Annotated in this window: 23 protein-coding genes, 1 tRNA gene and 2 pseudogenes; 7 read left to right on the top strand and 19 right to left on the bottom strand. The window is 39.8% G+C overall.

Annotated elements, in window-relative coordinates:
* Positions 1-9 precede the first annotated feature (9 nt).
* From EGX73_RS08710 to EGX73_RS08700, 3 genes are all read right to left on the bottom strand, one after another.
* Positions 10-1476, bottom strand: a complete 1467-nt coding sequence (locus EGX73_RS08710) for a nicotinate phosphoribosyltransferase (protein ID WP_003127448.1) — start codon at positions 1474-1476, stop codon at positions 10-12.
* Between the two features lie 200 nt (positions 1477-1676).
* Entirely contained in the window at positions 1677-2027 is a 351-nt protein-coding gene (locus EGX73_RS08705; protein WP_005471710.1) for a DUF1827 family protein, read from the bottom strand.
* The gene (locus EGX73_RS08700) at positions 2014-2892 is read right to left on the bottom strand and encodes an HAD-IIB family hydrolase (RefSeq protein ID WP_029487224.1); all 879 of its coding nucleotides are present in this window, start codon (positions 2890-2892) and stop codon (positions 2014-2016) included. The genes EGX73_RS08705 and EGX73_RS08700 overlap by 14 nt, the downstream gene beginning before the upstream one ends.
* Before the next feature lie 112 nt (positions 2893-3004).
* On the opposite strand from EGX73_RS08700, the gene EGX73_RS08695 reads away from it, so the two are divergent.
* Positions 3005-3766 carry a MerR family transcriptional regulator gene (locus tag EGX73_RS08695; protein ID WP_003127445.1) on the top strand — a complete coding sequence of 254 codons (762 nt, stop codon included), beginning with the start codon at positions 3005-3007 and terminating at the stop codon, positions 3764-3766.
* Positions 3767-3793: 27 nt separating this feature from the next.
* Here EGX73_RS08695 and EGX73_RS08690 read toward each other — a convergent pair whose 3' ends face one another.
* Both EGX73_RS08690 and EGX73_RS08685 read right to left on the bottom strand, forming a co-directional pair.
* Entirely contained in the window at positions 3794-4729 is a 936-nt protein-coding gene (locus EGX73_RS08690; protein ID WP_029487225.1) for a LacI family DNA-binding transcriptional regulator, read from the bottom strand.
* Positions 4730-4739: 10 nt separating this feature from the next.
* Positions 4740-5012, bottom strand: a complete 273-nt coding sequence (locus EGX73_RS08685; protein ID WP_003127443.1) for a hypothetical protein — start codon at positions 5010-5012, stop codon at positions 4740-4742.
* A gap of 187 nt (positions 5013-5199) precedes the next feature.
* On the opposite strand from EGX73_RS08685, the gene EGX73_RS08680 reads away from it, so the two are divergent.
* Positions 5200-5451: a helix-turn-helix domain-containing protein gene (locus EGX73_RS08680; protein ID WP_003127442.1), complete on the top strand. Its 252-nt coding sequence runs from the start codon at positions 5200-5202 to the stop codon at positions 5449-5451.
* A 394-nt stretch (positions 5452-5845) separates the two neighbouring features.
* Here the strand turns inward: EGX73_RS08680 and groL are convergent, their stop codons facing one another.
* Together groL and groES are read right to left on the bottom strand one after the other, a co-directional pair.
* Complete coding sequence (gene groL, locus EGX73_RS08675; protein WP_003127441.1) at positions 5846-7474, bottom strand: chaperonin GroEL; 1629 nt, start codon at positions 7472-7474, stop codon at positions 5846-5848.
* 29 nt (positions 7475-7503) lie between these two features.
* Positions 7504-7788: a co-chaperone GroES gene (groES, locus tag EGX73_RS08670; protein ID WP_003127440.1), complete on the bottom strand. Its 285-nt coding sequence runs from the start codon at positions 7786-7788 to the stop codon at positions 7504-7506.
* Positions 7789-8020: 232 nt separating this feature from the next.
* Between groES and EGX73_RS08665 the strand changes: the two genes are divergently transcribed.
* Positions 8021-8665 carry a CPBP family intramembrane glutamic endopeptidase gene (locus EGX73_RS08665; protein ID WP_029487226.1) on the top strand — a complete coding sequence of 215 codons (645 nt, stop codon included), beginning with the start codon at positions 8021-8023 and terminating at the stop codon, positions 8663-8665.
* Between the two features lie 129 nt (positions 8666-8794).
* On the opposite strand, the gene EGX73_RS08660 is transcribed toward EGX73_RS08665, so the two are convergent.
* From EGX73_RS08660 to EGX73_RS08625, 8 genes are all read right to left on the bottom strand, one after another.
* Positions 8795-9601 carry an MBL fold metallo-hydrolase gene (locus EGX73_RS08660; protein ID WP_003127437.1) on the bottom strand — a complete coding sequence of 269 codons (807 nt, stop codon included), beginning with the start codon at positions 9599-9601 and terminating at the stop codon, positions 8795-8797.
* A gap of 53 nt (positions 9602-9654) precedes the next feature.
* A complete protein-coding gene (locus tag EGX73_RS08655) occupies positions 9655-10509 on the bottom strand; it encodes a two-component system regulatory protein YycI (protein WP_029487228.1) in 855 nt (284 codons plus the stop codon).
* The gene (locus tag EGX73_RS08650; protein WP_123866883.1) at positions 10510-11814 is read right to left on the bottom strand and encodes a YycH family regulatory protein; all 1305 of its coding nucleotides are present in this window, start codon (positions 11812-11814) and stop codon (positions 10510-10512) included.
* On the bottom strand, positions 11811-13652 hold the full coding sequence (gene walK, locus EGX73_RS08645; RefSeq protein WP_003127434.1) for a cell wall metabolism sensor histidine kinase WalK: 1842 nt from the start codon (positions 13650-13652) through the stop codon (positions 11811-11813). The genes EGX73_RS08650 and walK overlap by 4 nt, the downstream gene beginning before the upstream one ends.
* A gap of 3 nt (positions 13653-13655) precedes the next feature.
* On the bottom strand, positions 13656-14360 hold the full coding sequence (gene yycF / locus EGX73_RS08640) for a response regulator YycF (protein WP_005471699.1): 705 nt from the start codon (positions 14358-14360) through the stop codon (positions 13656-13658).
* Positions 14361-14516: 156 nt separating this feature from the next.
* Positions 14517-14804, bottom strand: a complete 288-nt coding sequence (locus EGX73_RS08635) for a DUF1905 domain-containing protein (RefSeq protein ID WP_005471698.1) — start codon at positions 14802-14804, stop codon at positions 14517-14519.
* Between the two features lie 358 nt (positions 14805-15162).
* Complete coding sequence (locus EGX73_RS08630) at positions 15163-16032, bottom strand: DegV family protein (protein ID WP_003127431.1); 870 nt, start codon at positions 16030-16032, stop codon at positions 15163-15165.
* Entirely contained in the window at positions 16025-16591 is a 567-nt protein-coding gene (locus EGX73_RS08625; protein ID WP_005471696.1) for a DUF1836 domain-containing protein, read from the bottom strand. The genes EGX73_RS08630 and EGX73_RS08625 overlap by 8 nt, the downstream gene beginning before the upstream one ends.
* Positions 16592-16874: 283 nt before the next feature.
* Here EGX73_RS08625 and EGX73_RS08620 point away from each other — a divergent pair.
* From EGX73_RS08620 to EGX73_RS16460, 4 genes and pseudogenes are all read left to right on the top strand, one after another.
* Positions 16875-16947: transfer RNA gene (locus EGX73_RS08620), tRNA-Lys, on the top strand.
* 228 nt (positions 16948-17175) lie between these two features.
* A complete protein-coding gene (locus EGX73_RS08615) occupies positions 17176-17397 on the top strand; it encodes a hypothetical protein (protein ID WP_003127427.1) in 222 nt (73 codons plus the stop codon).
* 5 nt (positions 17398-17402) lie between these two features.
* Complete coding sequence (locus tag EGX73_RS08610; RefSeq protein WP_003127426.1) at positions 17403-17672, top strand: hypothetical protein; 270 nt, start codon at positions 17403-17405, stop codon at positions 17670-17672.
* A gap of 681 nt (positions 17673-18353) precedes the next feature.
* A pseudogene (locus tag EGX73_RS16460) lies at positions 18354-19156 on the top strand (glycerophosphodiester phosphodiesterase).
* A 98-nt stretch (positions 19157-19254) separates the two neighbouring features.
* Here the strand turns inward: EGX73_RS16460 and EGX73_RS08600 are convergent.
* The 4 genes and pseudogenes from EGX73_RS08600 to EGX73_RS08585 form a co-directional block, all read right to left on the bottom strand.
* Positions 19255-19500 (bottom strand): annotated as a pseudogene (locus EGX73_RS08600) (IS3 family transposase); the annotation flags it as partial.
* Positions 19487-20239, bottom strand: coding sequence for a WxL domain-containing protein (locus EGX73_RS08595; RefSeq protein ID WP_253764159.1), 753 nt, complete (start codon positions 20237-20239; stop codon positions 19487-19489). The gene EGX73_RS08595 and the pseudogene EGX73_RS08600, both read right to left, overlap by 14 nt.
* Positions 20240-20386: 147 nt before the next feature.
* The gene (locus tag EGX73_RS08590) at positions 20387-21388 is read right to left on the bottom strand and encodes a DUF916 and DUF3324 domain-containing protein (protein WP_123866882.1); all 1002 of its coding nucleotides are present in this window, start codon (positions 21386-21388) and stop codon (positions 20387-20389) included.
* 559 nt (positions 21389-21947) lie between these two features.
* Complete coding sequence (locus tag EGX73_RS08585) at positions 21948-24044, bottom strand: BglG family transcription antiterminator (protein ID WP_003127420.1); 2097 nt, start codon at positions 24042-24044, stop codon at positions 21948-21950.
* Positions 24045-24052: the final 8 nt, after the last annotated feature.

Below are 24052 nucleotides of genomic sequence, written 5' to 3'. Positions count from 1 at the left end.
TAGGACCAATTAAATAATTTCTGTTTTGGTTTGCGTACGCACTTTTTCAATGGTCCGCATCTTGTGATTCCAGCACTCTTGAGAGAGATCGACTGGGTATTTTTGCGGATTCAAATCTCGTTTGTACTCATCCCATAATGAATCCAAACAATTTGTAGCATAGGCTTTGATGTGTTCAAGATCCGGCAATTGATAGACTTGCTGTCCTTCTACAAAAATGTCTTGCAGCAAAGGCCGAGCATCAAAATCTGTCACTGTTTTATTGATAAAGGTGTGAACCGGATGGAACATGAACAACTCTTTTTCTTCCTGGGGGTTTTCGTCCCAAAGAGTCACATAATCCCCTTCAGACTTGCCGTCTTTTTTACGTGTGATACGCCAGACTTGTTTCTTGCCTGGTGTAGAAACTTTTTCAGCATTACCGGATAATTTGATCGTATCGATCATTTCGCCTTGTTCGTTTTCGATCGAAACCAGTTTATAAACGGCTCCCAATGCCGGTTGATCATAGGCGGTGATCAACTTTGTACCGACACCCCAAACATCGATTTTGGCTTTTTGCATTTTTAGACTTAGAATCGTGCTTTCATCCAAATCATTTGATGCGTAGATCTTAGCTTCTGTAAAGCCAGCTTCATCTAGTTGTTCTCGGACTTTTTTGGAGATATAAGCCATGTCTCCACTATCGATCCGTACTCCTAAAAAGTTGATTTGGTCCCCTAGTTCTTTTGCGACACGAATCGCATTTGGTACACCTAAGCGCAATGTATCATACGTATCGACTAAAAAGACACAGTCTTTGTGCGTCTTGGCATACGCCATAAAGGCATCATAATCATTGCCATAGGATTGCACAAGAGAATGAGCATGCGTCCCGCTTGCAGGGATGCCAAAGATCTTGCCTGCTCGAACATTACTTGTGGCACCCGCACCTCCGATATAAGCCGCACGAGTTCCCCAAATCGCTGCGTCCAGTTCTTGCGCACGACGAGACCCAAATTCTAATAAGGGATCATCTCCGATCACAGACTTGATCCGAGCAGCTTTTGTTGCAATCAATGTTTGGAAATTAACCATGTTCAATAAGGCTGTTTCGATCAATTGAGCTTGTGCCAAAGGTCCTTCAACTTGAATGATCGGCTCATTGTTGAAGACGAGATCGCCTTCTAAAGCTGAACGAACCGTGCAGGCAAATTTGAATTCTTTCAGATAATCCAAGAAAGCCTCCGGATATCCGCCGATTTCTCTTAAATAATCGATATCTGAATCTGAAAAGGTCAAATTGTTCAAATAATCGACTAAGCGTTCTAACCCTGCAAAGATAGCATAGCCATTCTCAAAGGGCATGTCACGGAAATAGCACTCGAAGACTGCATTCAAATCCGCACGTCCTAATTCCCAATAGGTTTGCATCATGTTGATCTGATAGAGATCAGTATGCAAAGTGAAACTATCATCTTTAAATAATTTTTGCATCGTTTTGCTCCCTCATACTTACTTCTCCCTATTATAGCAAAAAAATAAAAAAAGAAAGTATTTCTTGTTTTTTTCCTCAAAAAAAGTCTGTGCCATAAGTTAGAAAAAGACCGAAAAACTTCATGATACGATGGGGTATTCCACCAGTTTCACTCGAATCATTGGGTCTTGCTTCAACTTATAACACAGGCTGCTAATGGTTAATCAACTGCTAATTGAACTAGGATGATATCTTTGCGAGGTTTCGCAAACTTGACTCCCGCTGCTTCCATCTTTTTACGGATATTGACATCTACGGTGACATCCTTGCGGTCAACTTTTAGTAAGCGATGAATCGCTGTATCCACTTCTCCGCGGCTGATCTTCTTTTTATTGTTGATCAAAACCAATGTGATCTTGTCAAAAGTATCCACATACATGATCTGGGTTCGATCAAGAGAATAAAGTTTGTAGTATTTAATCGCGACTTTATCAAAAATAAATTTTGAGATGACCGGATAAAATGTCTCCAAATTCAAATTTTGGTTGACTGGTGTTTCAATCAATTTCATATACAACATCCTCTCGTATTAGTTCATCCATGATAAATTGGCCGACTCCGCCGTCAGCTGCACTAGGAATCATACGATCGCAAACGTTACGGATCGATTCACTCGCATTGGCTACTGCAACAGAGACATCTACCACTTCAAACATGGCTAAGTCATTCTCACCATCCCCGATCCCAAAACTCTTTGCATGAGGGAAAGCCTGCATAAAATTCGTGATCGCGGCTCCTTTTGTTGCTAAGGGATCAACGACTTCCAATGTCTGAACAAATGACTGAAACGCACTGACTGGTTCAGTCTGCAGCAATAGACGCAACTGTTCGATCTTTTCATCCGATGCTTCCATCAGTTCGATCTTTAGGACATTGATCGTCGGCCGTTCCTGAATGTAGGCTAAAAGATCCGGTGCATGAATGCAGTCATGCACAAAATAGGCTTGCTTGTATTCAGCAATCATCGCCCCTCTCTCACCGAGATCTGTAACTAATTTATTGGTCAATGCGGTCAATTGTTCTTGATAATCCGCAGGATCTTTGCAGATCACTCCTTGATCGGTGTGCAGAAAATAAAAAACATTTTCTTTCTCTAAAATAGCTGTCACCGCTTCTAAGGTAGCTAGCGGCAAACAATTGGCTAAAACAGGCGCCTGACCTTCCAACTTCAAGCCGGCGCCATTGCCAAAGATGACATCACAGGAGATTCCTTCTTCTATCATCAGTGCTTCTACCAGATCATACCCTCGACCAGTCACAAAAACAAAATGATCGCCTTGTGCTTTCAGATAGTTGATCGCTGTTTTATTGATTTCAGGGACAGGCTGACCCATTTCCTGAAATGTCCCGTCTATATCGGAAAAAACTATTTGCATCGAATCTTCCTTTCTTTGCTATAATTATAACATAATTTGACGAAGCAAAAAATTTTTTGTTGACATTGACGTTACGTAAACCTTTATGATGAGAGCATAAGGAGGGAGAAATTTGGAATATAGTATAACAGCACTGGCTAAAATTTCTGGCGTCAGCAGCCGTACATTGCGCTACTATGATCAAATCGGATTATTAAAACCACAAAGGATCAATTCAGCCGGCTATCGTATTTATGGGGGACAGCAAGTGGATCGTCTGCAACAGATTTTGTACTTTAAATCCTTTGGCCTCCCTCTAGAAGAAATCCGTCATTTGCTAGATGATCCTGAACAAGATGTTCAAACACTGTTGGTTGCTCATTACAACCGATTGTCTCAGGAACGAGCAGCGCTTGATCGCTTATTGACAACATTAGCCCAAACAATCAATTATTATGAAGGAGAACAGACTATGTCAGATAAAGAAAAATTCACTTATTTTAAACAACAAAAACTCGCAGCCAATGAAGAAACCTATGGCGAAGAGATCCGTGCCGCTTATGGGGAAGAAGTCGTTGAACAAAGCAATCAAAAATGGCAGAACATGTCATTTGAAACCTACCAAGAATTGGAACAAACCGAAAACGAACTAATTCAAACATTGAAACAAGTGGTACAAGAGCCATTTGACGTGACTTCTTCTTTGGCAAAAACAGCCTTCCAGTTGCACAAAAAATGGCTGCAGCTTGCAGCGCCATTTTATTCTGCCGATTATCATCGCAGTTTAGGTGAAATGTACATTCATGATGCACGTTTTACTGACTATTACGATCAAAAAGCAGGCCAAGGCGCAGCCAGCTGTTTACAGGCAGTCATCGCTCATTACGCAGATTAATGACCCATAAAAAGGACTTGAGCCGCATTATGTGTGCTCAAGTCCTCTTCGTTTGATAAACGTATAAGGAATCCGGATGGACCCTTGTTCTTCTTGGATTGCTAACTTCAACGCCATTTCTCCACATTCATGCAAATGATAGTCGATGGTTGACAATTGAAGAACTTCACTAATAAATAAATTGTCTCTGCCAATAAGTAGTCGTTCGGAGGAAGAAGCCAATTTGATACCAGCAGCTACCTGATCCCCATTGGTAAAAATCGCTTGGACATTTTTATCAGCAAAGAAAGCGGCTGCCTCTCGCCCATCTTCTTCCGTCAAACAATCCCAAAAAATCAATTCTTCGGTAAAAGCTGGGAAATATTCCTGACACAAACGAACTGTGATCTTCGAATTGCTGCTCAGCTTACGACTTCTTCCAAGTGTAATTCCAATACGCTCGATACCATTTTCTTTCAAATAAGCAAACACTTCCCGAATGGATTGTTCACGATCGATATAGGTGCATCCATCTTGGACAGAGTCGATCTTTTCACAAAAAACGATGCGGCCATAAGCACGATAGGGCAATAGTTTTTCGAGGGGATTTGCTCTTGATGTGATAATCATAGCATCAAACCCTTTTGCCGCAAATTCTTGCAGGTACTTTTCTTCCATTTCTGGTTCATAGCGGGTAGGCAACAAAGTCACCTTATACCCACGGGAAAAAGCACTTGCAGTAATCCCGCTTAGAAGGATATCAAAATAAGGATGATTGACAAATGGGAGAATCACTCCGATGTTCTTCGTTTTTCCCGAGCTTAGCACACGTGCCGTATGATTCGGGATATAGTTGACTTGTTCCATTACCCGCAAAATCTCCTGACGCTTCTGCTCATCCACATAAGGATTATTATTGATGACTCGTGAAATCGTTGAGACCGAATAACCGGTCAGCTTAGCAATATCCCGAATGTTCGCCATGCGCTTCTCCTTAGACAAATAATTGTTCTTTCATATAGTCTATCACACTTGCCCCACATTCATAGAATTGGTAATAATCATTCTGATGAATGAAACTGATTCGTTGCGCACCAAAATATTCATCCTGTACCAGGTGCCCAATTTCTGCAAGCGGTATTTGTGCGACCTTTTCTCTAAAAAATCCCTTGGGCTTCGTGAGAATCAAGTTCATCCCATCAAATTCAAGTGCAACATAGCAGCGTTGTATTCCATTGTTTCCCTTTACTTCCATATAAGTGTGCATCTTCATACGCCCCTTTCATGAATAGAATAATCTATGAAACGCGTACCAGAGCAAGCACTTTGTTTTCTTTTTTTCTCCTTGTTTATTTCTGATGTTGTGAATCATTTCGCTTATTTCTAGAATGTTGTTACAATAGAAATGGAGAGAGAAGTCATCAATCATTTTTCCATTCGAGGAGGAACGCAAATTGACATTAGAAGAAGCTTTTTTATTGGATACATTGCGTTGCCGATTCAAATTTTTGCGAGAAGGGCAAGCATTGACGCAAAAAGAGGTATCGCAGCAAATCGATGTATCGTTGGAAGACTATTTGGATTACGAAGCTGGTGATCGTCTACCAGACGTTATGACGATTTTGCATCTTGCTGCCTTTTATGATGTGTCAGTAGATTACATTTTAGGACAGACAGAAAATATGCAGCGCTATCCGCTGTCTTGATAAAAAAGTGCTACATGAAACTGCTCCTTGCTAGTTAGAATAAAAATCAAGCTAGTAAGGCGCACGTTCATTTTGAGTAAAAGGACTACTTTTTAAGCAAAAATACCCACTCTTGTAGGAAGAGTGGGTGTCTCAAAAAGAGAATGAAAATGAAATAGATTTGATAGATTGATCATAAACTTCTTCACTGAATCATTCAACATGAAGTTAATTCCTATTTGGTGTAAAAATATGGAGTATCTCTTTTGAGCTATGTTAGCGGTGAATGCCAAAATGATAAGGAATTCAATATACCAATGAGCAAGCAATGGACCATTGGTATTTGCTCCTTTCTATCATAGAAATAGAAGCATAAAGAAAAGAACCCCTTCGCTAAGGGGTTCTTTTAGTATAACTACATCATGCCGCCCATGCCCATGGATGGATCCATTGCTGGAGCTGCTGGTGCAGCAGGTTCTGGTTTGTCAGCAACGACTGCTTCAGTTGTTAACAATAATGCGGCTACAGAAGCGGCATTTTGCAACGCAGAGCGTGTTACTTTCGTTGGGTCAACGATTCCTGCTTCAAGCATGTTTACCCATTCGCCAGTTGCTGCATTGAAACCAACGCCAAGATCTGCGTGTTTCAATTTGTCGATGATCACGGATCCTTCGTAGCCAGCATTTTCAGCGATTTGACGTACTGGTTCTTCTAACGCACGCAAGACGATTTTCACACCGGTTGCTGCATCGCCGTCTGCTTCGATGGCTGCTACTTTGTTGATGACATTGACAAGGGCAGTTCCCCCACCAGATACCATTCCTTCTTCAACTGCTGCACGCGTAGCGTTCAATGCGTCTTCGATGCGTAGTTTCAATTCTTTTAATTCTGTTTCAGTTGGCGCACCCACTTTGATGACTGCCACACCGCCTGCTAATTTCGCTAGGCGTTCTTGTAATTTTTCGCGGTCAAAATCAGATGTTGTATCAGCAATTTGATTTTTGATCAATTGCACACGAGCATCGATTGCTGATTTGTCGCCAGCACCTTCAACGATTGTTGTGTTGTCTTTGTCCACAACAACTTTACTTGCTTGTCCTAGGTTGTCGATCGTTGCATCTTTCAATTCTAAACCTAAGTCTTCAGTGATAACAGTACCGCCAGTCAAGATCGCAATGTCTTCCAACATGGCTTTACGACGGTCACCAAAGCCTGGTGCTTTGACTGCCACGACATTGAATGTACCGCGGATTTTGTTCAATACAAGTGTTGGTAATGCTTCACCGTCGACATCATCAGCGATGATCAACAATGGTTTTGATTGTTGTAAGATTTGTTCTAACAATGGCAAGATGTCTTGGATGTTAGAGATTTTTTTGTCTGTGATCAAGATGTATGGATTTTCTAAAGCAGCTTCCATTTTATCATTGTCAGTGACCATGTATTGTGAAAGGTAACCGCGATCAAACTGCATGCCTTCCACTACATCTAATTCTGTTTCGATCCCTTTGGATTCTTCGATGGTAATTACGCCATCATTGCCGACTTTTTCCATCGCGTCTGCAATGTATTTTCCGACTTGTTCGCTACCAGAAGACACAGCACCAACTTGTGCAATGGCTTCTTTTGAGTCAACGATGGAAGAAATGTTGTGTAGTTCTTCAACAGCAACTTTAGTTGCCATTTCGATCCCACGGCGAATACCTAATGGATTCGCACCAGCTGTCACGTTCTTTAGTCCTTCGCGAACGATCGCTTGTGTTAACAATGTTGCTGTCGTTGTTCCGTCACCAGCAATGTCATTTGTTTTAGAAGCAACTTCAGAAACAAGTTTTGCCCCCATATTTTCGAAATGATCATCTAGTTCGATTTCTTTTGCAATCGTTACGCCATCATTTGTGATCAATGGTGAACCATAAGATTTTTCTAAAACGACGTTACGACCTTTAGGGCCTAAGGTTACTTTTACTGTATCTGCTAATTTATCTACCCCACGCAACATTGCTGCACGTGCATCTTCTGCAAATTTGATTTCTTTTGCCATGATTACATTCACCTCAACTAAATTATTTTTTATTCAACTACTGCAATAATGTCTTTTGCAGCAACGATCAAATATTCGTTACCTTCAAATTTCACTTCTGTGCCAGCGTATTTTTCGAACATGACTTGTTCGCCCACGTTGACAGCAACAGGAGCTTTTTCACCGTTTTCTAGCGTGCGTCCTTCACCGACTGCAATGACGGTTCCTGTTTGAGGTTTTTCTTTAGCTGCTGAAGCAAGCACGATCCCTCCCACAGTTTTTTCTTCTTCTTTTGCGACTTCGATAATCACGCGATCACCTAATGGTCTTAACACGATAAATCCCTCCAATTGTATTTGATAGAATTTCCGTTAGCACTCTCATACATAGAGTGCTAACTCACAAAATTAATATTACTCATTTTCTGTTTTTTTTGCAAGCCTTTTGATTAAATTTATTTTGGCTTTTTCTTTTTATTGCTCCATACCGTAAAAACCTAAGGAAAAATTTTGTTTCTAATGAGTCACTAGTCTATAATAGAAAAAAAGGAGTGTGATGATTTCACTTATGTCTCTAAAAAAGTACGCATTATCGACGATTTTGATTTATGGGGTCGCATTTTTTATTCCTGTCGCTTTTATATCTAGTGGTGCTACGATCCCTGCCACAACCGTTTCGTATATCGCCGGCGCAATCTTGATGATTTTTCTTTATTTTAAACAAAATGAACCGCTGTCGTTTGAACGCAAGCAGCCAAAAGTATCGGCTATTATTGTTTATGGCCTAACAGGAATCATCGCCGCCATTCTTTTGCAAAACTTCGCTGTCTTTATTGAGTCGCTCTTTGGCGAAGTGGCTGCATCGCAGAATACTGAGAATATTATCACTATTATTCTGCAAAACCCGATTTTTGCCCTTGCCGCTATGATTGGCGGACCTATCATGGAAGAATTTGTATTTCGCCGTGCCCTTGTGGGAATCATTGCAAACTATTCGAATATTTGGATAGGTGTCATTGTCAGTGCTGTCGCCTTTGCCTTTGCACACAGTGACAATCACTTGTTGGTGTATATTCTATTGGGACTCTTTTTCTCTGGACTTTATGCGTTGACAGGACGTATCTGGACATCGATGATTACCCACGTGGGAATGAATACACTAGTCATTATCATTCAACTATTGGTTCACGCCGGTTATATCAAGGTTCCATGACACAAAAAAAAAACGATGTTGAAAATTTCAACATCGTTTTTTGTCTTAAGATAAATTCTCTGGCTTGGTGGAAAACTGTCCGCATTCCATCACCGTTGTTTTCTTCAAAAAAACGCTCGCCACTCATCCTCAAATACTGAATAACTCAGTCGCTTTATCGGGATCCGTATCATAAACCTCAAAGGCCTCACCGACACCTAAGTCATGTTCTTTCATCGTATTGACCATAGTTAGGTGGGCTAACTCTTTTAGGTTGTTTTCTTTACTCAAATGCCCGAGATAAACTCGCTTCGTGTTATCCGTCAATATATCTGCCATGACTAGTGCCCCATCTTCATTGGATAGATGTCCTCGATCACCAAGAATGCGCTGTTTGAGACTCCAAGGATAAGGACCCATCCGCAGCATTTCTAAATCATGGTTGCTTTCGACAAGATACGCATCGGCCCCTTTGATGATCCCCCGAACATGATCGCTGCAATAACCTGTGTCGGTCAACATCACAAAAGATTTGCCATCTTTATGGAACCGATAGAACTGTGGTGCTGCGGCATCATGGGAAACGCCAAAACTTTCGATGTCCATATCCCCCATCGTCAAAACTTTACCCATTTCAAAAACATGTTTTTGTTCAACCGCAATATTGCCTACCATATTATCCATTGCTTGCCATGTTTTTGTGTTTGCGTAGACATCCAACTTGTATTTGCGCGCCAAGACCCCTACACCGTGGATATGGTCGCGATGCTCATGGGTGACCAAAATAGCATCTAGATCCTCTGGCTTGCGTCCAACTTCATCCAATAATGAAGTGATCTTTTTGCCGCTCAGTCCTGCGTCCACTAGGATTCGTTTTTTGTTGCTCTCGATATATAACGAATTTCCTGAACTTCCGCTAGCTAAAATGCTTACTTGAAAGGCACTTTCCTTCATCATTGTTTCTGTCTTCCTCTCTCTTACTTTCAACGAGTTCCATTATACCTATTTTTCTATGGATTTTCTACTTTTTGTACTGCATTGTTTGTAATGATTCGATTACTAAAGGCATTGACAGTTTCGATCTGAATATTTACATCCGCATCTGCTTTGACAGCAACGAACCAAGCCGGAATGTAGACATTCCGATCACCAACAATCAAAATCCTTGTGTAAGCCAGCTCTGTCCATAATATCTTAGAATGACTAGGCAACTTATTATTCAAATAAAGCGTGTTGACGGCTTCTTTCTCTGAATAGAGAGTCATTTTCTCCCGCAGCGGGGTGATATTGGAAATGTGGGTCTGAGTATACTTAGCGATCTGCAACAGTTTATCTGACGATTCTAAAGTCATATCGATCCGACTTGAGCTATCATTGAAGGGAATAGTTTCATAGGATTGGCTAGCAACAATGGTTGGATATTCTTGATCCAACAGCGACAAGTTTTTCCTATAATGGTATTCATCTCCATAAAGTACCTGGTCTTTACGCTGCAGGTATTCATTGACCGTCTTTTCTGCCTGAGTATCATCACTAATGTAGAAACCACCCGAGGAAATATGAGTCAACTGTTGTCCTTTTACTGTAGTTGCTTCAGTTAATCGTTTCTCCCCTTGCGCTTCTCTTAAAGCGGCTGCCAAATCGGTTTGTTCACCGCTTAAATAGTACCCGCTCAAATACTCGTCAGAAAGTTCTCCTGAATATTTAATGTCTTCTGAGGCTAGTCGCTGTTCAATCGGGATCGTCTGATTTGACTGCAAAACGTTCTGCTGTTCACTGCGGGCTTCACTGTAAATGTTGAACAAAAAGACATTCAACCCCAAAAACGCTAGGAAAAAAATCCATTCGATTCGCTTGAAATCCAATCAAACTCCCCCCGTTTCTGTCAATTTAGCCATTAATTCCTGATAATTGAACCAGTTATTCTCATACTTTACATACCAAGTTGGTGTCAAATCGACGACAGAAGCCCCTTTGATGTCGCCCCATTGATAGCCAACAATAATCTGCTGCAGCTGATCCGTCTCTGCCCCTGCAGAAAGCAAGTCACTGCGAACGGTTAAGCTTGAAGGTAGCTCCACCTCGGTCTCAGAAGGAATCGGCACTTGGATCGCATTTAAACTAGATTCGATTGCCATCTCTCGATTCCCTAATTGCCCACTGTTAGAAAAAGTTACTTTCATCAATCCCTGAGCACCACTGCTGAAGACTGGATACCCTTCTACAAAAATACGATAATCTAGTTGATTGCTCAACCGATCAAAAAAGCGTATCGTTCCGAAATTGTTGCCCAAACGACGAATATAGTCCGCACTTTGCATAAACAGATCCGTTTCATCACTTTCTGAAACAGTGGTTTCAAATTTGACTACTTGATCATCATGCAAAACCGCCATATTCTGTCCACCTTCATAATAATAAGTATCTACACTATCATCATTGACTTTGACATCTTTTGGCGAAGTAAAAAATGCTTCTCGAAAGAGATTCGCCGATTGCAAAGAGGAAACATAGCTGTATTTTTTCAGCTTGATCGTGTCCTGTGTATAGAACTGATTTCTTTTTCCTGATTCTTCCTGGCGCATCGCTGTCCATTCTCTTGGATTATCTTTCAAAATGCGATTCACATCATTTTTATCCCAGTCAATCTTGCCTTCAATGATCCGTGATTCTTCCAAATTCACAAACTGGATTTTATTCTCTTTCAAATCGATTTGAATATGGGAGAAAGCCATTTTGTTGGCTTCGTTGTCACCTAATGCCAATTCAACATCAAAGGTCTCCGCGTAATCATTTAGTAAGAACGGCGTGTAATACGCCAACGTCACTCCCTCATCCAATGTTGCTGCCTCTGAAAAAGACTTGGAATCATAATTTTGTACCGTCAGATCATTGACTTGAGCATCCGAGAGCAGTCCCTGAACATCACGAATCAACGTTTCAGAATTGGTTTCCTTGACTTCATCTTGGTGGATCCAGGTTAAATACAATGGCAAAAATAAATCACTTTTTTGTTTGTAGGTCTGAATACTCGTATTGACTGTATCTGTAGCTTGTTCGACTGAACGATCGTAACCGGTGGGATTCAGCCAAATCATGTAGGAAAAGTAAAAGCTTAGGGCAACCATAACGATCAGACCTAAACGAATCATTTTTTCTGAGACTTTCATTCCCACCAATCCTCCTCATACGGTTCATATGGCAACATGATATAAAATGTTGAACCGCGGTTTTCTCGGCTTTCTGCCCAAATGGCTCCTCCATGAGATTTGATCACTTCGCGGGAAATGGCTAATCCTAAACCAGTACCACCTTGTTGCCGGGCGCGGGCTTTATCAACACGGTAAAAGCGGTCAAAGATTTTGGTAAGATCCTTTTTAGGGATGCCTAGGCCTTGATCATTGATACTCAAAACGATATTGTTATGGGTTTCCATCAATTTGACTGTGATCACACCGCCATCAGGTGAATATTTGATAGCATTGTTCATAATATTGTCGATCACTTGAATCATCTTATCCGTATCGACTTCGACCCAAAGTTCACGTTTGGTGAATTCACGACGAATCACATATTTTTTGTTCTCATTCGTCACCATCATATCAAATCGATCCAACACAAAGCTGACTAACTCATTGAAATTGATGTATTCCAATTGCAGTTGCGCATTGCCGCTGTCCATTCGTGAAAGACTCAGTAGGTCATTGATCATTCGAATCATCCGATCCGTTTCATCTAATGTCACTTTCAAGAAGTTCGGTGCGATTTCTGGATCTTGCCAAGCCCCTTCGCTCAATGCTTCAATATAGCTGCGCATACTGGTCAAAGGTGTTCGCAATTCGTGAGACACATTGGATACAAACTCTCGCCGCTCTTGTTCATTTTTCTCTTGTTCTGTAACATCATGCATCACCGCTACTAAACCAGAAATAAATCCAGACTCACGGCGAATCATTGAAAAGTCGATTCGTAAAATCAAATTCGTTCCAACGATGTCATTGTTCGGCCGTTCGATCAGCATTTCATCAGGACTTTCTAGCAGTTTACGCAAGGTGTATTCTTCATCGATTTGGAGCAGAGTCAGAATCGATTGACCGACTGCTTCTTCAGAAGTAACATTCAATAACGACATCGCCATCTCATTGATTGTAATGACTTTCCCACGGCGGTCAGTCGCTACGACGCCATCGGTCATGTGGGAGAGGACACTATCTAGTCGATTTCGTTCCGACTCCATTGCTTCTTGTGTTTCTTCGATACGTTCTCCTAGCTGATTGAATGTTTCAGCCAGCTGTCCCAGTTCGTCTTGGCCATGAACTGCTACTTTCCGGCTATAATCCCCTTTGGCAATCCGAATGGCTTGTTCCCGCATTTCCCCAATCGGCTGAGTGATGGATCGAGAAACAAGTAGGGCAACAACAATTGAGATCGCTGCAGCAATTAAAGAAGCCGTCACAAAAATCACGGCAGTATCACTGACTTCACTGTATTTCTGTTCCAGATTGCTTCGCAGGTACAAAGTACCTAAAACCGTATCCCCTGTAGGCGACTGGATCGATTGGACAATGTTGTAGACCCGCTGTCCTGTCGATTCGTCATACAACACTTCACTACGGTTCGTATCATAATCTCGGTAATCGTTTTTTTCACCCACTGAACCTCGATCATTGATATTGGTGGTTGCCCGAATGATTCCTTGTTCATCTACGACCCGCATCTCTAAAATCTCAGAAGAGTTGGTACTGGAAAGGATCCGGTTCAAAGAAGAATTCATTGCATCCCAATCGAGGCTGTCTTCGGCGTCCATTCGACTAAGTTCTGAACCTAGAGTAACGACCAACGTGCTAGCTCTTGCCTCCATGTCGCGCTTAAAGGCATCGATCGTTGTTTTCTCTAATTCGCGAATAAAATACGCCCCGATAATCTGGATCGAAATCAATAAGATCAAGATAAAAGTCAGGGCGATTTTGAAGTTCACTGATCGAAAAAAGCGAACCTTATTTTTCATAGCTTATTCCTGTTCAGGGTTCCGCAAGTAATAGCCGACTCCGCGACGAGTGACCAAATAATTCGGATGACTTGGGCTATCTTCGATTTTTTCCCGTAAACGGCGAACGGTAACGTCGACGGTCCGCACATCACCAAAATAATCATATCCCCAGACGGTTTGCAGCAAATGTTCCCGTGTCATGACTTGACCTAAGTGTTTCGCTAGATAGTGCATTAGTTCAAATTCACGATGGGTCAATTCGATTGCTTCGCCATTTTTAGTTACCATGTACGCATCTGGATGGATCGTCAAATCACCGATCGTCAATTCTGCATTCGGTGCTTCTTCTGCTTCTTTCGCCGAAGCAGAACCGCGACGTAAATTAGCTTTGACACGAGCTACTAATTCACGGTTGGAGAAGGGCTTAGTCACGTAATCATCGGCACCCAATTCCAGTCCTAACACTTTGTCGATCTCAGAATCTTTGGCGGTAACCATAATAATCGGCATATCGTGATTTTTTCGAACTTCACGTGCCACTTCTAATCCATCCATTTTCGGCAGCATCAAATCTAATAAAATCAGATCCGGTTCAACTTCTGCCACTTTTTCTAATGCTTCTTCACCATCATAAGCTGTATATACTTCGTAGCCTTCTTTTGTCAAATTGAATTTGACGATGTCCGAGATCGGTTTTTCATCGTCCACGACTAGGATCTTTTTCAAAAAATGTCACCTCATTTTTTATTCTTTCCTACTTATTATACATGATTTAGGATGTGTTTTCATCTTTCCTCAAATCTTAGCCTTGATCTATGCTTATTCTTAAGAAAATTTTGTATCGATGTTCTTTCTTTTTCATACTCATGATTGCTAACTTATTCATTCCGTAATAGGTTTCACAACAACTTTTACAGTATCGCCAATGTCTTTTTTGATCTGTTTGCGAATCTCTTTCTTGATTCCTAAAATATAACAAATACTTCCGTCTTGATTTTTCAACTCCATATTGACGATACTTCCTTGATAGTCAACGCCATCAAATGTTGCCTGAACTTTCAGCCGCCCTTTATTCCATTCAGCCCGCAAATCGTAAGGAAAAATCACGTATGCTCCACCTTTACCAATCTCAGAAGAATAAATGGTTGATTCAAAAACATATTCTTTCATTGTCACTCACTCCTTTTTCATAAACAACTCAAGATACTGCCTTAAGTAATCCGGATAGCATAAAGCTCCATCTGTAAGCATCCGTCTCCTTGGAGAACTGTTGCTTTGTTCTATGAAATCATTATACTGCTTGTTTTGTTCAACGAAAATAACTTAGGAGTAAATAGGAGCAAAAGAGAGCAAAAGAGCGCCAACCCTTCATGTCACTGACCATTGCGGCATCTCTAGAGAAACAGGTTTCTTTTCACTCATCGGCACAAAAAAAGGTATGAAAGTTGAAAAGACAACTTTCATACCTTTTAACATTCATTAATGAATGATTGTGAGCGGCTCTTAGAAAACGATCACAGTCACTCGATCAAATCCCCGTTTCGTCTAACAGCTGCACTCCGACGCCTAATAATCCAGGCCCTGTATGCACAACCAGTGCCGGTGAAATCTGTCCAAAGAAAATTTCTTTCACTTGAGGAAATTCTTGTTCAAGACGAGTTTTCATTTCTTTAGCTTCTGCCAACGCATCCCCCTGGGCCACGGCTAGGCGAAATTGTTTGTGATTTCCAATGTACTGTTTCACCAGTTCAACGGTCTTGTCCAAACTCTTTTTACGTCCTCGTGATTTCGCTACTGTGTAATAAATCCCTTCGTCATTACAAGAAATGATTGGATTCAATTTCAAGGCATTTCCGAGAATTGAAGCAACCAAACCAATTCGGCCGCCTTTTTGCAAGTACTCCAATGTCGCTACATTGAAAAAGACCTTATTTCGGACAACTTCTTGTAGCAGCTGTTCTTTGAGCTCTTGCCATGTGACTCCCTCATTCAGCAACTCAGCAGCTCTGATCGCTTGTAATCCAGCACCAATCCCGATATTTTTCGTATCTAAAACAAAAATATCCAAGTCATTCCGTTGTTCTCCCATCAAGCGAACAACATTATAAGTACCGCTCAACCCACTAGAGATGGTGACTGCCAGAACTTGTTCATAGCCATCGGCTTTGATCCGATCAAATATCTTGTTGATGGTTTCGCCATCGGGCAATGACGTACTAGGAATTTCTTGCGGCAATCGTTGATAGATCTCTTCCGCTGTAATATCCACTTTATCCGTATACGTCCGATCCTTGTATATGATCTGCAATGGCAACATATACATACCATATTGTGACATGATTTCTGCCGGGACATCGGTTCCCGAGTCGACAAGCAGGGCAATTTTCTCTTTATTCATGGGATTCTCCTTTGTGCGTTTCCAAGTAATTTACTTCTAGTTCAATCGTTTTTTCTGCCAATAATTTATTTGCAAACGAACGGGTCGCCCCTTTGATCGCGATCAGTTCTACTGGAATCGGATCGGTAGACACCGCTTCTTTTGACCCTGCTGCCTCTTGGCAGACTGTCCAAATGGCTTTTTCCTGTTCTTCACAAAATAAATTGTACGCATTTCGTATCCCGACTACTTTTCCTTGAAACAATATTCCCGTCTTGATTTCTGGGATTGTCAACACTTGCTTCAACATCGTAATGGCAATCAAAAATGCCAAATGTTTTTGGTTATACCGTTTTTTCTCTGGGGGTGGGATCATCCCTTTTTTGACGTAATTATTGACCATTGATGATGTCAGCAGTGAATGTTTTTCCGACTGGATTACCGGCGACAAGTACTGATCGATCAACGTAATGACTTGATCCATGTACAGTTCCAAAGTTGGCAGCTCTTCCCACCGCGGCAAATGAAAGGAATTCAGCGACTCGCTCCAATCAAATAAATCTGAACGTAATTTTTCCATAATCTTCTCCATCTTAAATAGCAGAATATTGGTTTATCAAAAACTTTTTATCTGGTTTTGATAACTAGATAAATTTTACCATATACTGGTATTGGATTGTAGTCCTCTGCTCAAAATTTAGGAAAACAAAAGAATTTGATTTTTGAAGGGGATAAGTATTACGGAGTATGTACTCTATGGGTAGTCTTCTTTTGAAACGAAAGATAAAAAAACGGATTTTTTTTTAACAGAACGATTGATTTTTAAAAGTCGGAGTGCTAAGATAATAAAGTAATTTTGATACGGGCCGTTAGCTCAGTTGGTAGAGCAGCTGACTCTTAATCAGCGGGTCGCGGGTTCGAGCCCCTCACGGCCCATTGGGTGCCAAACCCACGCCACATAAGGTTTCTTGGCTACTTCGGTAGTTTAGAAAAGAAACCTTGATGTGGCTTTTTTTATGCTGTGGGTATACTTTGTGGGTATATAAATTTATCTTCTTTTATTTTATAACAATTCTGTGCGGAACTTATTTTTGAGGAGTTTCGCCTTTTTTTGTTTACAAATAGAACATAGGTTCGTATAATTCTTGCGAGGAGTGATTTTAAATGTTTGAAGATATGATTGCAGAACAAATTGATGCAAAACTTGCTAACGAATACTCTACCCTTTCTGACGATGATAAGATTTTCTTAGATTTATCCATTCTTGCTGTATTAGCTCAAAGCGATAAATCTATTGCTGTAAAACGTGAACGCTTTATAAAAAATGGCAAATTTTATGATCGTATGATAATTGAATCTCCACTAAAAATTAGAAGTAAGAAGTAGTTATCATGAAATCATTGAGAGGTGTAGTTTCGAAGATACGAGTGTTGAAAATGTCGAGGACCCCTTTAGTGCGTTTCTCTCTTGACGGTACGAATTGTTTGATTGCAGCACATAGTTTAAACTTCTTGGCAGATGTGGATGAGGGAATGCAGGTTGTGGTTGCTGGTGAGTTTAACGATCGGAAGCAATTTGTTGTTAAGAAGTATTCGGTGATTGGCAAGACGAAGATTATGATTGAGTTTGAGTCTTTAAATAGGACGTTAAATACGCTATAATGATTACGATGTAGAAACATAGTTTCACTTGCGCAGTGTGTGTAAATACGCTGTGCTTTTTTGTGCAAAAAAAAACGACCCACCCTCCCCGAAAGAGAGTGGGAACTTATAAAGAAGATTTGGAAATTAAAAAATTGGTTGGTACTTACATTCTATACCTGGCCCTTGAGTAATTCAATACTAAAGGTTAATATTAAATTGTGTATGTTTAAAAAACATAAAAGTCATATGTACATCTTACCAAAAAGTAATGCTTCTTATTGGAAAATTAGGTACACTTAAAATGAAGAGGATTAGGCACACTTCCCCAAGTTTCCCCCGCCTAATCCTCTTCATTGACGATTTAATATCGCCTTACAAAGTCTACAATAAAATAATTTTTAATTCAAATGAAAAGAATAACGTTTAATATTTCGTTTATAAGCTCTCCGCAGCGGGCTATTTGTTTACCATGGATTCTTGTTGTTGCTGTTCAATTAACATTAAAAATCAACAATATGACTAATTTGAATACGTCATATTGTTGATTTTTATCATCTTTAGTTCCTAGTTGTCGGTATTCGTCGATAAATGATTAATTTATTTGCACATTTATTTATGCCTTAGGATCCCCAGTTAGAAAAACTGTTCCTTTATATATTTTTTTTCTGGTACAATAAAAGAAAAACCTTGAGGTACCGTATGCATCGTAAAAAGATAAAAAAAACAAAAATACTAATTCCATTCTTAATATTTTTAGTAATTCTTTCTTCAGTAATAACATTTTACTTAATAAAAAACACTAACGATTCCAGTTCAAGGGTATACTCCCATAGAGGAGCCTCTGGAGAAGAGATTGAACACACAGTCGCTGCTTATGATCTGGCTATTTTATACGGATCAAAATATATCGAACAAGATCTTGTGACATCCAGAGACAACACTCTTTATGTTTCTCATGATTTATCAGCAAAAAGAATAACTGGTGTAGACAAACTTTTTGTAGATATGACCGATGATGAAATTTCTGATTTAAGAACTGAAGATAATGAAAAGATATTGAGTTTGCAAGATGTGTTTAATCGATACGGGAATACTGTGAATTATGTAATAGAACTAAAGGAAAACTCCAATCAAACGAAGCTTTTCGAAGATCTTGTGAAAAAAATAACTTGGAAGATAATATCGTAGTTCAAGCATCTGATATTAAACCGTTGCAAGACTTGAGCAAAAGTTTTCCAAATATGCCAAAACTCTTATTAGTTAAGAATCAAAGCGAATTAGAAAAGGCAGTCACGTATGACATAGTAGATATAGTTTCTGCTGAAAAGAGTATGATGACAAAAGAAAATGTTAAATTAGTTCATGGCCACAAAAAACTTTTGAAAATTTGGACAATAAACTCCACTAGTGAAATAAAAAAGGCAATCAATTTTGGTATAGATAATTACTTTACCAACTTCACAGCAAAAGCTTTAGCATTAGAAAATAAATACAGAAAATAAAAAAGCCCCTTCTCATTTGCAGAGTGTAGTGACCCCAAAAAGTTAGACTTTTATGGAGTGGAGAAATCCACTCCTTTTTTGTATGATAAGATTAACTGTTAGACAGCTGTTTTTACAGCTTCTCGAAACTGAACCGGACTTCGCCAATTTAATTTCTTTTTGATGCGTTTATGGTTGTAATAATAGATATATTGGTCAATTTTTGTTTTCAATTCATCTAAACTCCGATAGACTTCTCCGTGAAAAATCTCTTGCTTTAATAAACCAAAGAAGTTTTCCATAGGTGAGTTATCTAAACAATTCCCTTTACGAGACATACTCTGGAAGATTTTATGCTGCTTCAACATCTTGACAGCGTATATCTGTTTTTAAGGTAGTGCAGTTGCCATCTTTAAATAAATTACGAATTTCTTTCGTTAAATAATGTTGTTTCATTGGCGTGTTGGTCAATGTCCAAGTCACATTTCCTTTAAATGTTTGATCTGGCACTCTACTTGGATCAGGAATTTGTAAACCGACATCGCCTAACTGTAAATCATAGACTCCATTGACAAATTGTCCGCCATTCGTATACATTGGTGTAGCAGCCGTTGCATTCACATAACGCAGCCCGGATAAAGTAATCGTTGCCCCAATCAATTCATGACCACTCGCATCTGCCAATTGATTCGGCTGTAATACTTGTAATTCCCATCCTAGCCGTTCACTTCCTCGGCGATCTTCTGTCGCGACAAAAGGCACACGCGAGACTTCTTCACCGTTTACCCACACATGATCGAGCCGTGCTTTTTGTTCAATCGCACGTGAGACATTTTGAATCTGACCAAAATCAAAGTTTGATACATAGTTGATCCGTAAAAGTCCCGGATAAGGATTGGTTGGTTCTTCGGGAGTAACTTCATTTCCTGGATTCTCCGGGTCAGAAACGACTGGGTTTGAAGAGTCATTTTCCAAGATTTTCACTTTTCCTTCAGTCGTAATATTCGCTGCGTCATCATAAGTTGCCGCATCCCCCATTTTGCTACCCAATCCAAGACTAGCTGCTAAAAGTACAATTGATAATGTTCGTGTCGTTTTTTTCATTTTCTTTCCTCCGTTATCCTTTTGAAGTTCATTTTACAGGGTGTTCCTTCATAGTTTCACAAGATCCTGCTCATTCATTTCATTACGATTAAGCATTTTATTTTATGCTCTTTAATTTGCTGGATGACTCCGATAAGCCAGTCCTTTTTATATCATGGGTCGTTTTCTTCTCTTTTTTCTCCGAGTCCGCCTTCGAGTCCACCACATCACCAAAAGAACGAGGATCACGCCAATTCCGACAAATATCCCATATGACATGTAGGATGTCGTCCGCTCTAGATTGACCGCACTTTGATTTAATTGCCGGGCATTCGCATTCGTAATGGAAAAAGATTGTTCAAAGCGATACTCTTTTTCATCAGCTGTTACTTGCGTCTTTAGAACATAATTCCCTGCTTCAATTGGCTGATTTCCAGCAGGGATGCCAAAGTTGAAATTAGAATTTGGTGCCATTCGCAACTCGTATGCGTCATATGTATAGATAGGGGTTCCACTTCCTTCTCTATAAATGCTTGACTGAATAGACATGTTGCGAACAATCACAGCAGCTCTATTTTGTAGATTTGCTTCAATGTGATTCCGATAATTACGCTGACTCGCGGTCACCTCATTTAAAAACAATTCATTTTCAACTGCTGACCCGCCTACTCGATTTAAAAGAATGCCTACCGTATAGGCGACTTCATGAGTCACAGTTTGTTCACTCTGCTGATTCTTTTTTTCAGTAAAACGAATGCCTCCAAGGATATCCCCTTCCCATTCTTCTTGTGGTAAGGAGATAATCAGTGTTGTGAGTACCGAAGAACCTGCAGGAATCAGGAGTTCACTCTCTTCAATTGCGACCAGTTGATCCATTCGATGAATGAGAGAAGCATCATACGCTTCTTCCCCTAAATAACTGGGGATTCCATTTTGATTCGTAGAAGCTGGATTTATGGTCACATTCACGCTGATTTCTTCTTCAGAAAGGTTATACACTCGAATTGAAACAGTGCGTTGCTTTCCTGGTTCGTCAATGATATGGTAATAGCCATTCTCATTCACATTTCCATTCTCATCTAGTGGTTGGATTGAGAACGTATTGACGTTTTCTGCAAAAACTTCTTTTTGGAAGAGACCAATAGTCAATAGCGCCAAAACTGCTATCATGACAAATCGTCTAATTTTTTTCTTAAATTGTTGTTTTCCACCACACCCCTCCTCAGTCTAATCTTTTGATAGTATAACTTGACGGTAAAGGCTGTCCCAAATTCATCTCTACCTTCATTTTGACTAAAAAAAGGAGTGAATCTAAAAAAAAGCAAGTGCAATCAATAATACGCAATGATTGCTCTCGCTCTTTTTATATGAAAAATGTTAATTTAATTATTAAAAATGATCCTTCTGGATGTTATAAGCGGGTTTACTGCATGATTCAGCGGAATAACTTAAATAGTGCCTCATTCAATAAGGATAGGATTCCCATGTCCTTATTAGATGTAAATAACCTACCTCAAGCGTATACGTCTGATTAAAAGCACGATCGATTTATTGCATGATCTCTCATCAAGTAACCTAAATGCTCTTTGACTGTTCAGTGGTATTATCTTATCTACATCTTCGTGTGTCAGTTGTAGTGGAAAGAGTCACAAACAACACTGATTATTGAAGCAACCCAATAAGTTAGATTTTTTGGGGGTGATCACTCTGGTGTAGTTATTCAGTCCAATTACATCGGAACCATATGCTTATTTTTCAAGAGAAAAGATGCGATCCAGTCAAAGATTTGTTGAGGATCGGCTTCTTGTTCGAGTAAGTTGAAAAAACTTTCCTGTTCCAACAAAGCGACGAGCTCGGCAATGGCAGATAGATGTTTGCTGTGATCAATTGCTGAGAGGGTGAAGATGTATTTAATCGACGCTTTTTTGTTGATTATCACTGGTTCTTGTAAGACTGTGATGCCTAGGCCTAGCTTTAACGCGCCTTCTTCTGGCCGTGCGTGAGGCAATGCTACTTGATCCATGATAATGAAAAAAGGTCCTTCTTTGCGAACGTTTTGGATGATCGTATCAATATAACCACGTGAGATCACTTGATCCTTGATCAGTGGCGTTGCTGCCAAATAGAATGCCTCTTCCCAAGAGCGTACTTTTATATTAGTCAAAATGTACTGTGGGTTAAGCATATCAATCAACGCAACGGGCTTTCTTTCCTCGCCTAGGGTTGCTGAATAAGCTGGATTGACTTCTCTTCTGGTAAGGAGCAATTGCAATTCTTTCTTCAAACTTTTATCATCTTCGATTGTCGCATGCTTTTTGATAACAGCCATAAGTTCTTCCACCCCAATCAGAGAAATAGCTTCGCTGGGCTGATGGTAAACTTCTTGAATCAATTGATTTCTTTCTTCATTGGTCATTATTGGATTTACCACATAAACTGGCTTTTTCAGTGTATAAAGACTGACATTGGGTACCGTAGTAAAGATCAGGTCACATTCAGGGCGCTCAAGCAATAGTTCTTTGGTCTCAATGGGTCCGATAAAAATAATGTCTGGAAAGATCATTTTTAATTCATTATAGATCATGGCAGAGCTACCGATTCCATTCGGACAAACAATCACACCAATTTTTTGATTGACTTGGTATTCATCAAAATCATTGATCAAAGAAGCAAAGTGGATGGTTAAAAAAGAAACTTCATCTTCTGGGATTCCGCGTTCAAAAAGATTTCCGATGGGACGCAATGTTTCTTGAACAATCTGATACAGATCTTCATATTCTTCAATAATTTTTTTATGTAAGGGATTGATAATTGGCAATTGAAAAAACAAGCGGTAATAAGCTGGTCGAAAGTGACTATATAATTGATTGATGACTTTTTGCTTATCTTTAAAACGGATGCCGGACAATAGTTCAAAGCGTTTGATGATGCGCTCGACCAGTTCATGAATAATCGAAAAATCCGCTGATGGATAAGTGGTATCCCCTAGCGCCATCCCCAGCAGCCACCCACAGATATACAATTGGGCTGATTTATTTGTGATACCAAATTCCATTAATAATTCTTTTGCAAATAAATACTCTTTCATCTGAAAAAAAGTCTGGTAATTATAGGTTTCATAAAAATCTTGCCACTGTTTGTTTAAACGAGGAAGGATCATCGTAAACAAATAAGAGAATTCATTCAAGCGATTCTCCACTAATTCTAAAGAAAAGGTTTTTAGTTTTTCTCTTGCGATACCCTCGACCTGTGAGAAGCCATCAATTTTTTCATTGACCAAGAAATAATGATAGACAAACTCCTCCTGATTATCCCCAAAATCATGAAACATCATCTTCATAAAAAAATTACGCAGATTTTCTTCATTCCCAATCAGCCCATAGCCGTTCTTCCGCGTATACCCAATAGTGATCATTGACAGAGACAGTTCTTTTTCTAATTTTTTCATATCCGCCATAAAGGTAGTCTTGCCAACACGCAGCGCAGACAAGAAGTGATTCACAGAAAGATAGTCTGATTCATAATAAAACAACATCAGAAAAATATATTTTTTTCGTTCTTCACTATTCATCTCATACTGGGTATAAACGGCACCGTTTAGGAAATCATTCAGAAAAAAAGCTTTTGCCTTTGGTGCTAATTGAATAAAATAAGGATCTGATCGAATCAACGGCTGTTTATTTGCTTTTAATAGTTCATTGATTTTTCTGATTGCATAATCCAATTGATTTTTTGACAGAGAAAAGAAGCGCATTATCTCCTCTTGTTCCATCAATGGTTTTTGAATCATTTTCTGTATCAGCTGTAATGTGCGTTGATCGATCATGACCCTCT

Origin of the sequence: Enterococcus sp. FDAARGOS_553 (genome assembly GCF_003812305.1) — a bacterium.
In the GTDB taxonomy this organism is placed as follows: Bacteria; Bacillota; Bacilli; order Lactobacillales; family Enterococcaceae; genus Enterococcus_D; species Enterococcus_D gallinarum.
Note: the sequence above shows the minus strand (reverse complement) of the source record. Positions and strands in the feature narration are given on the sequence as shown.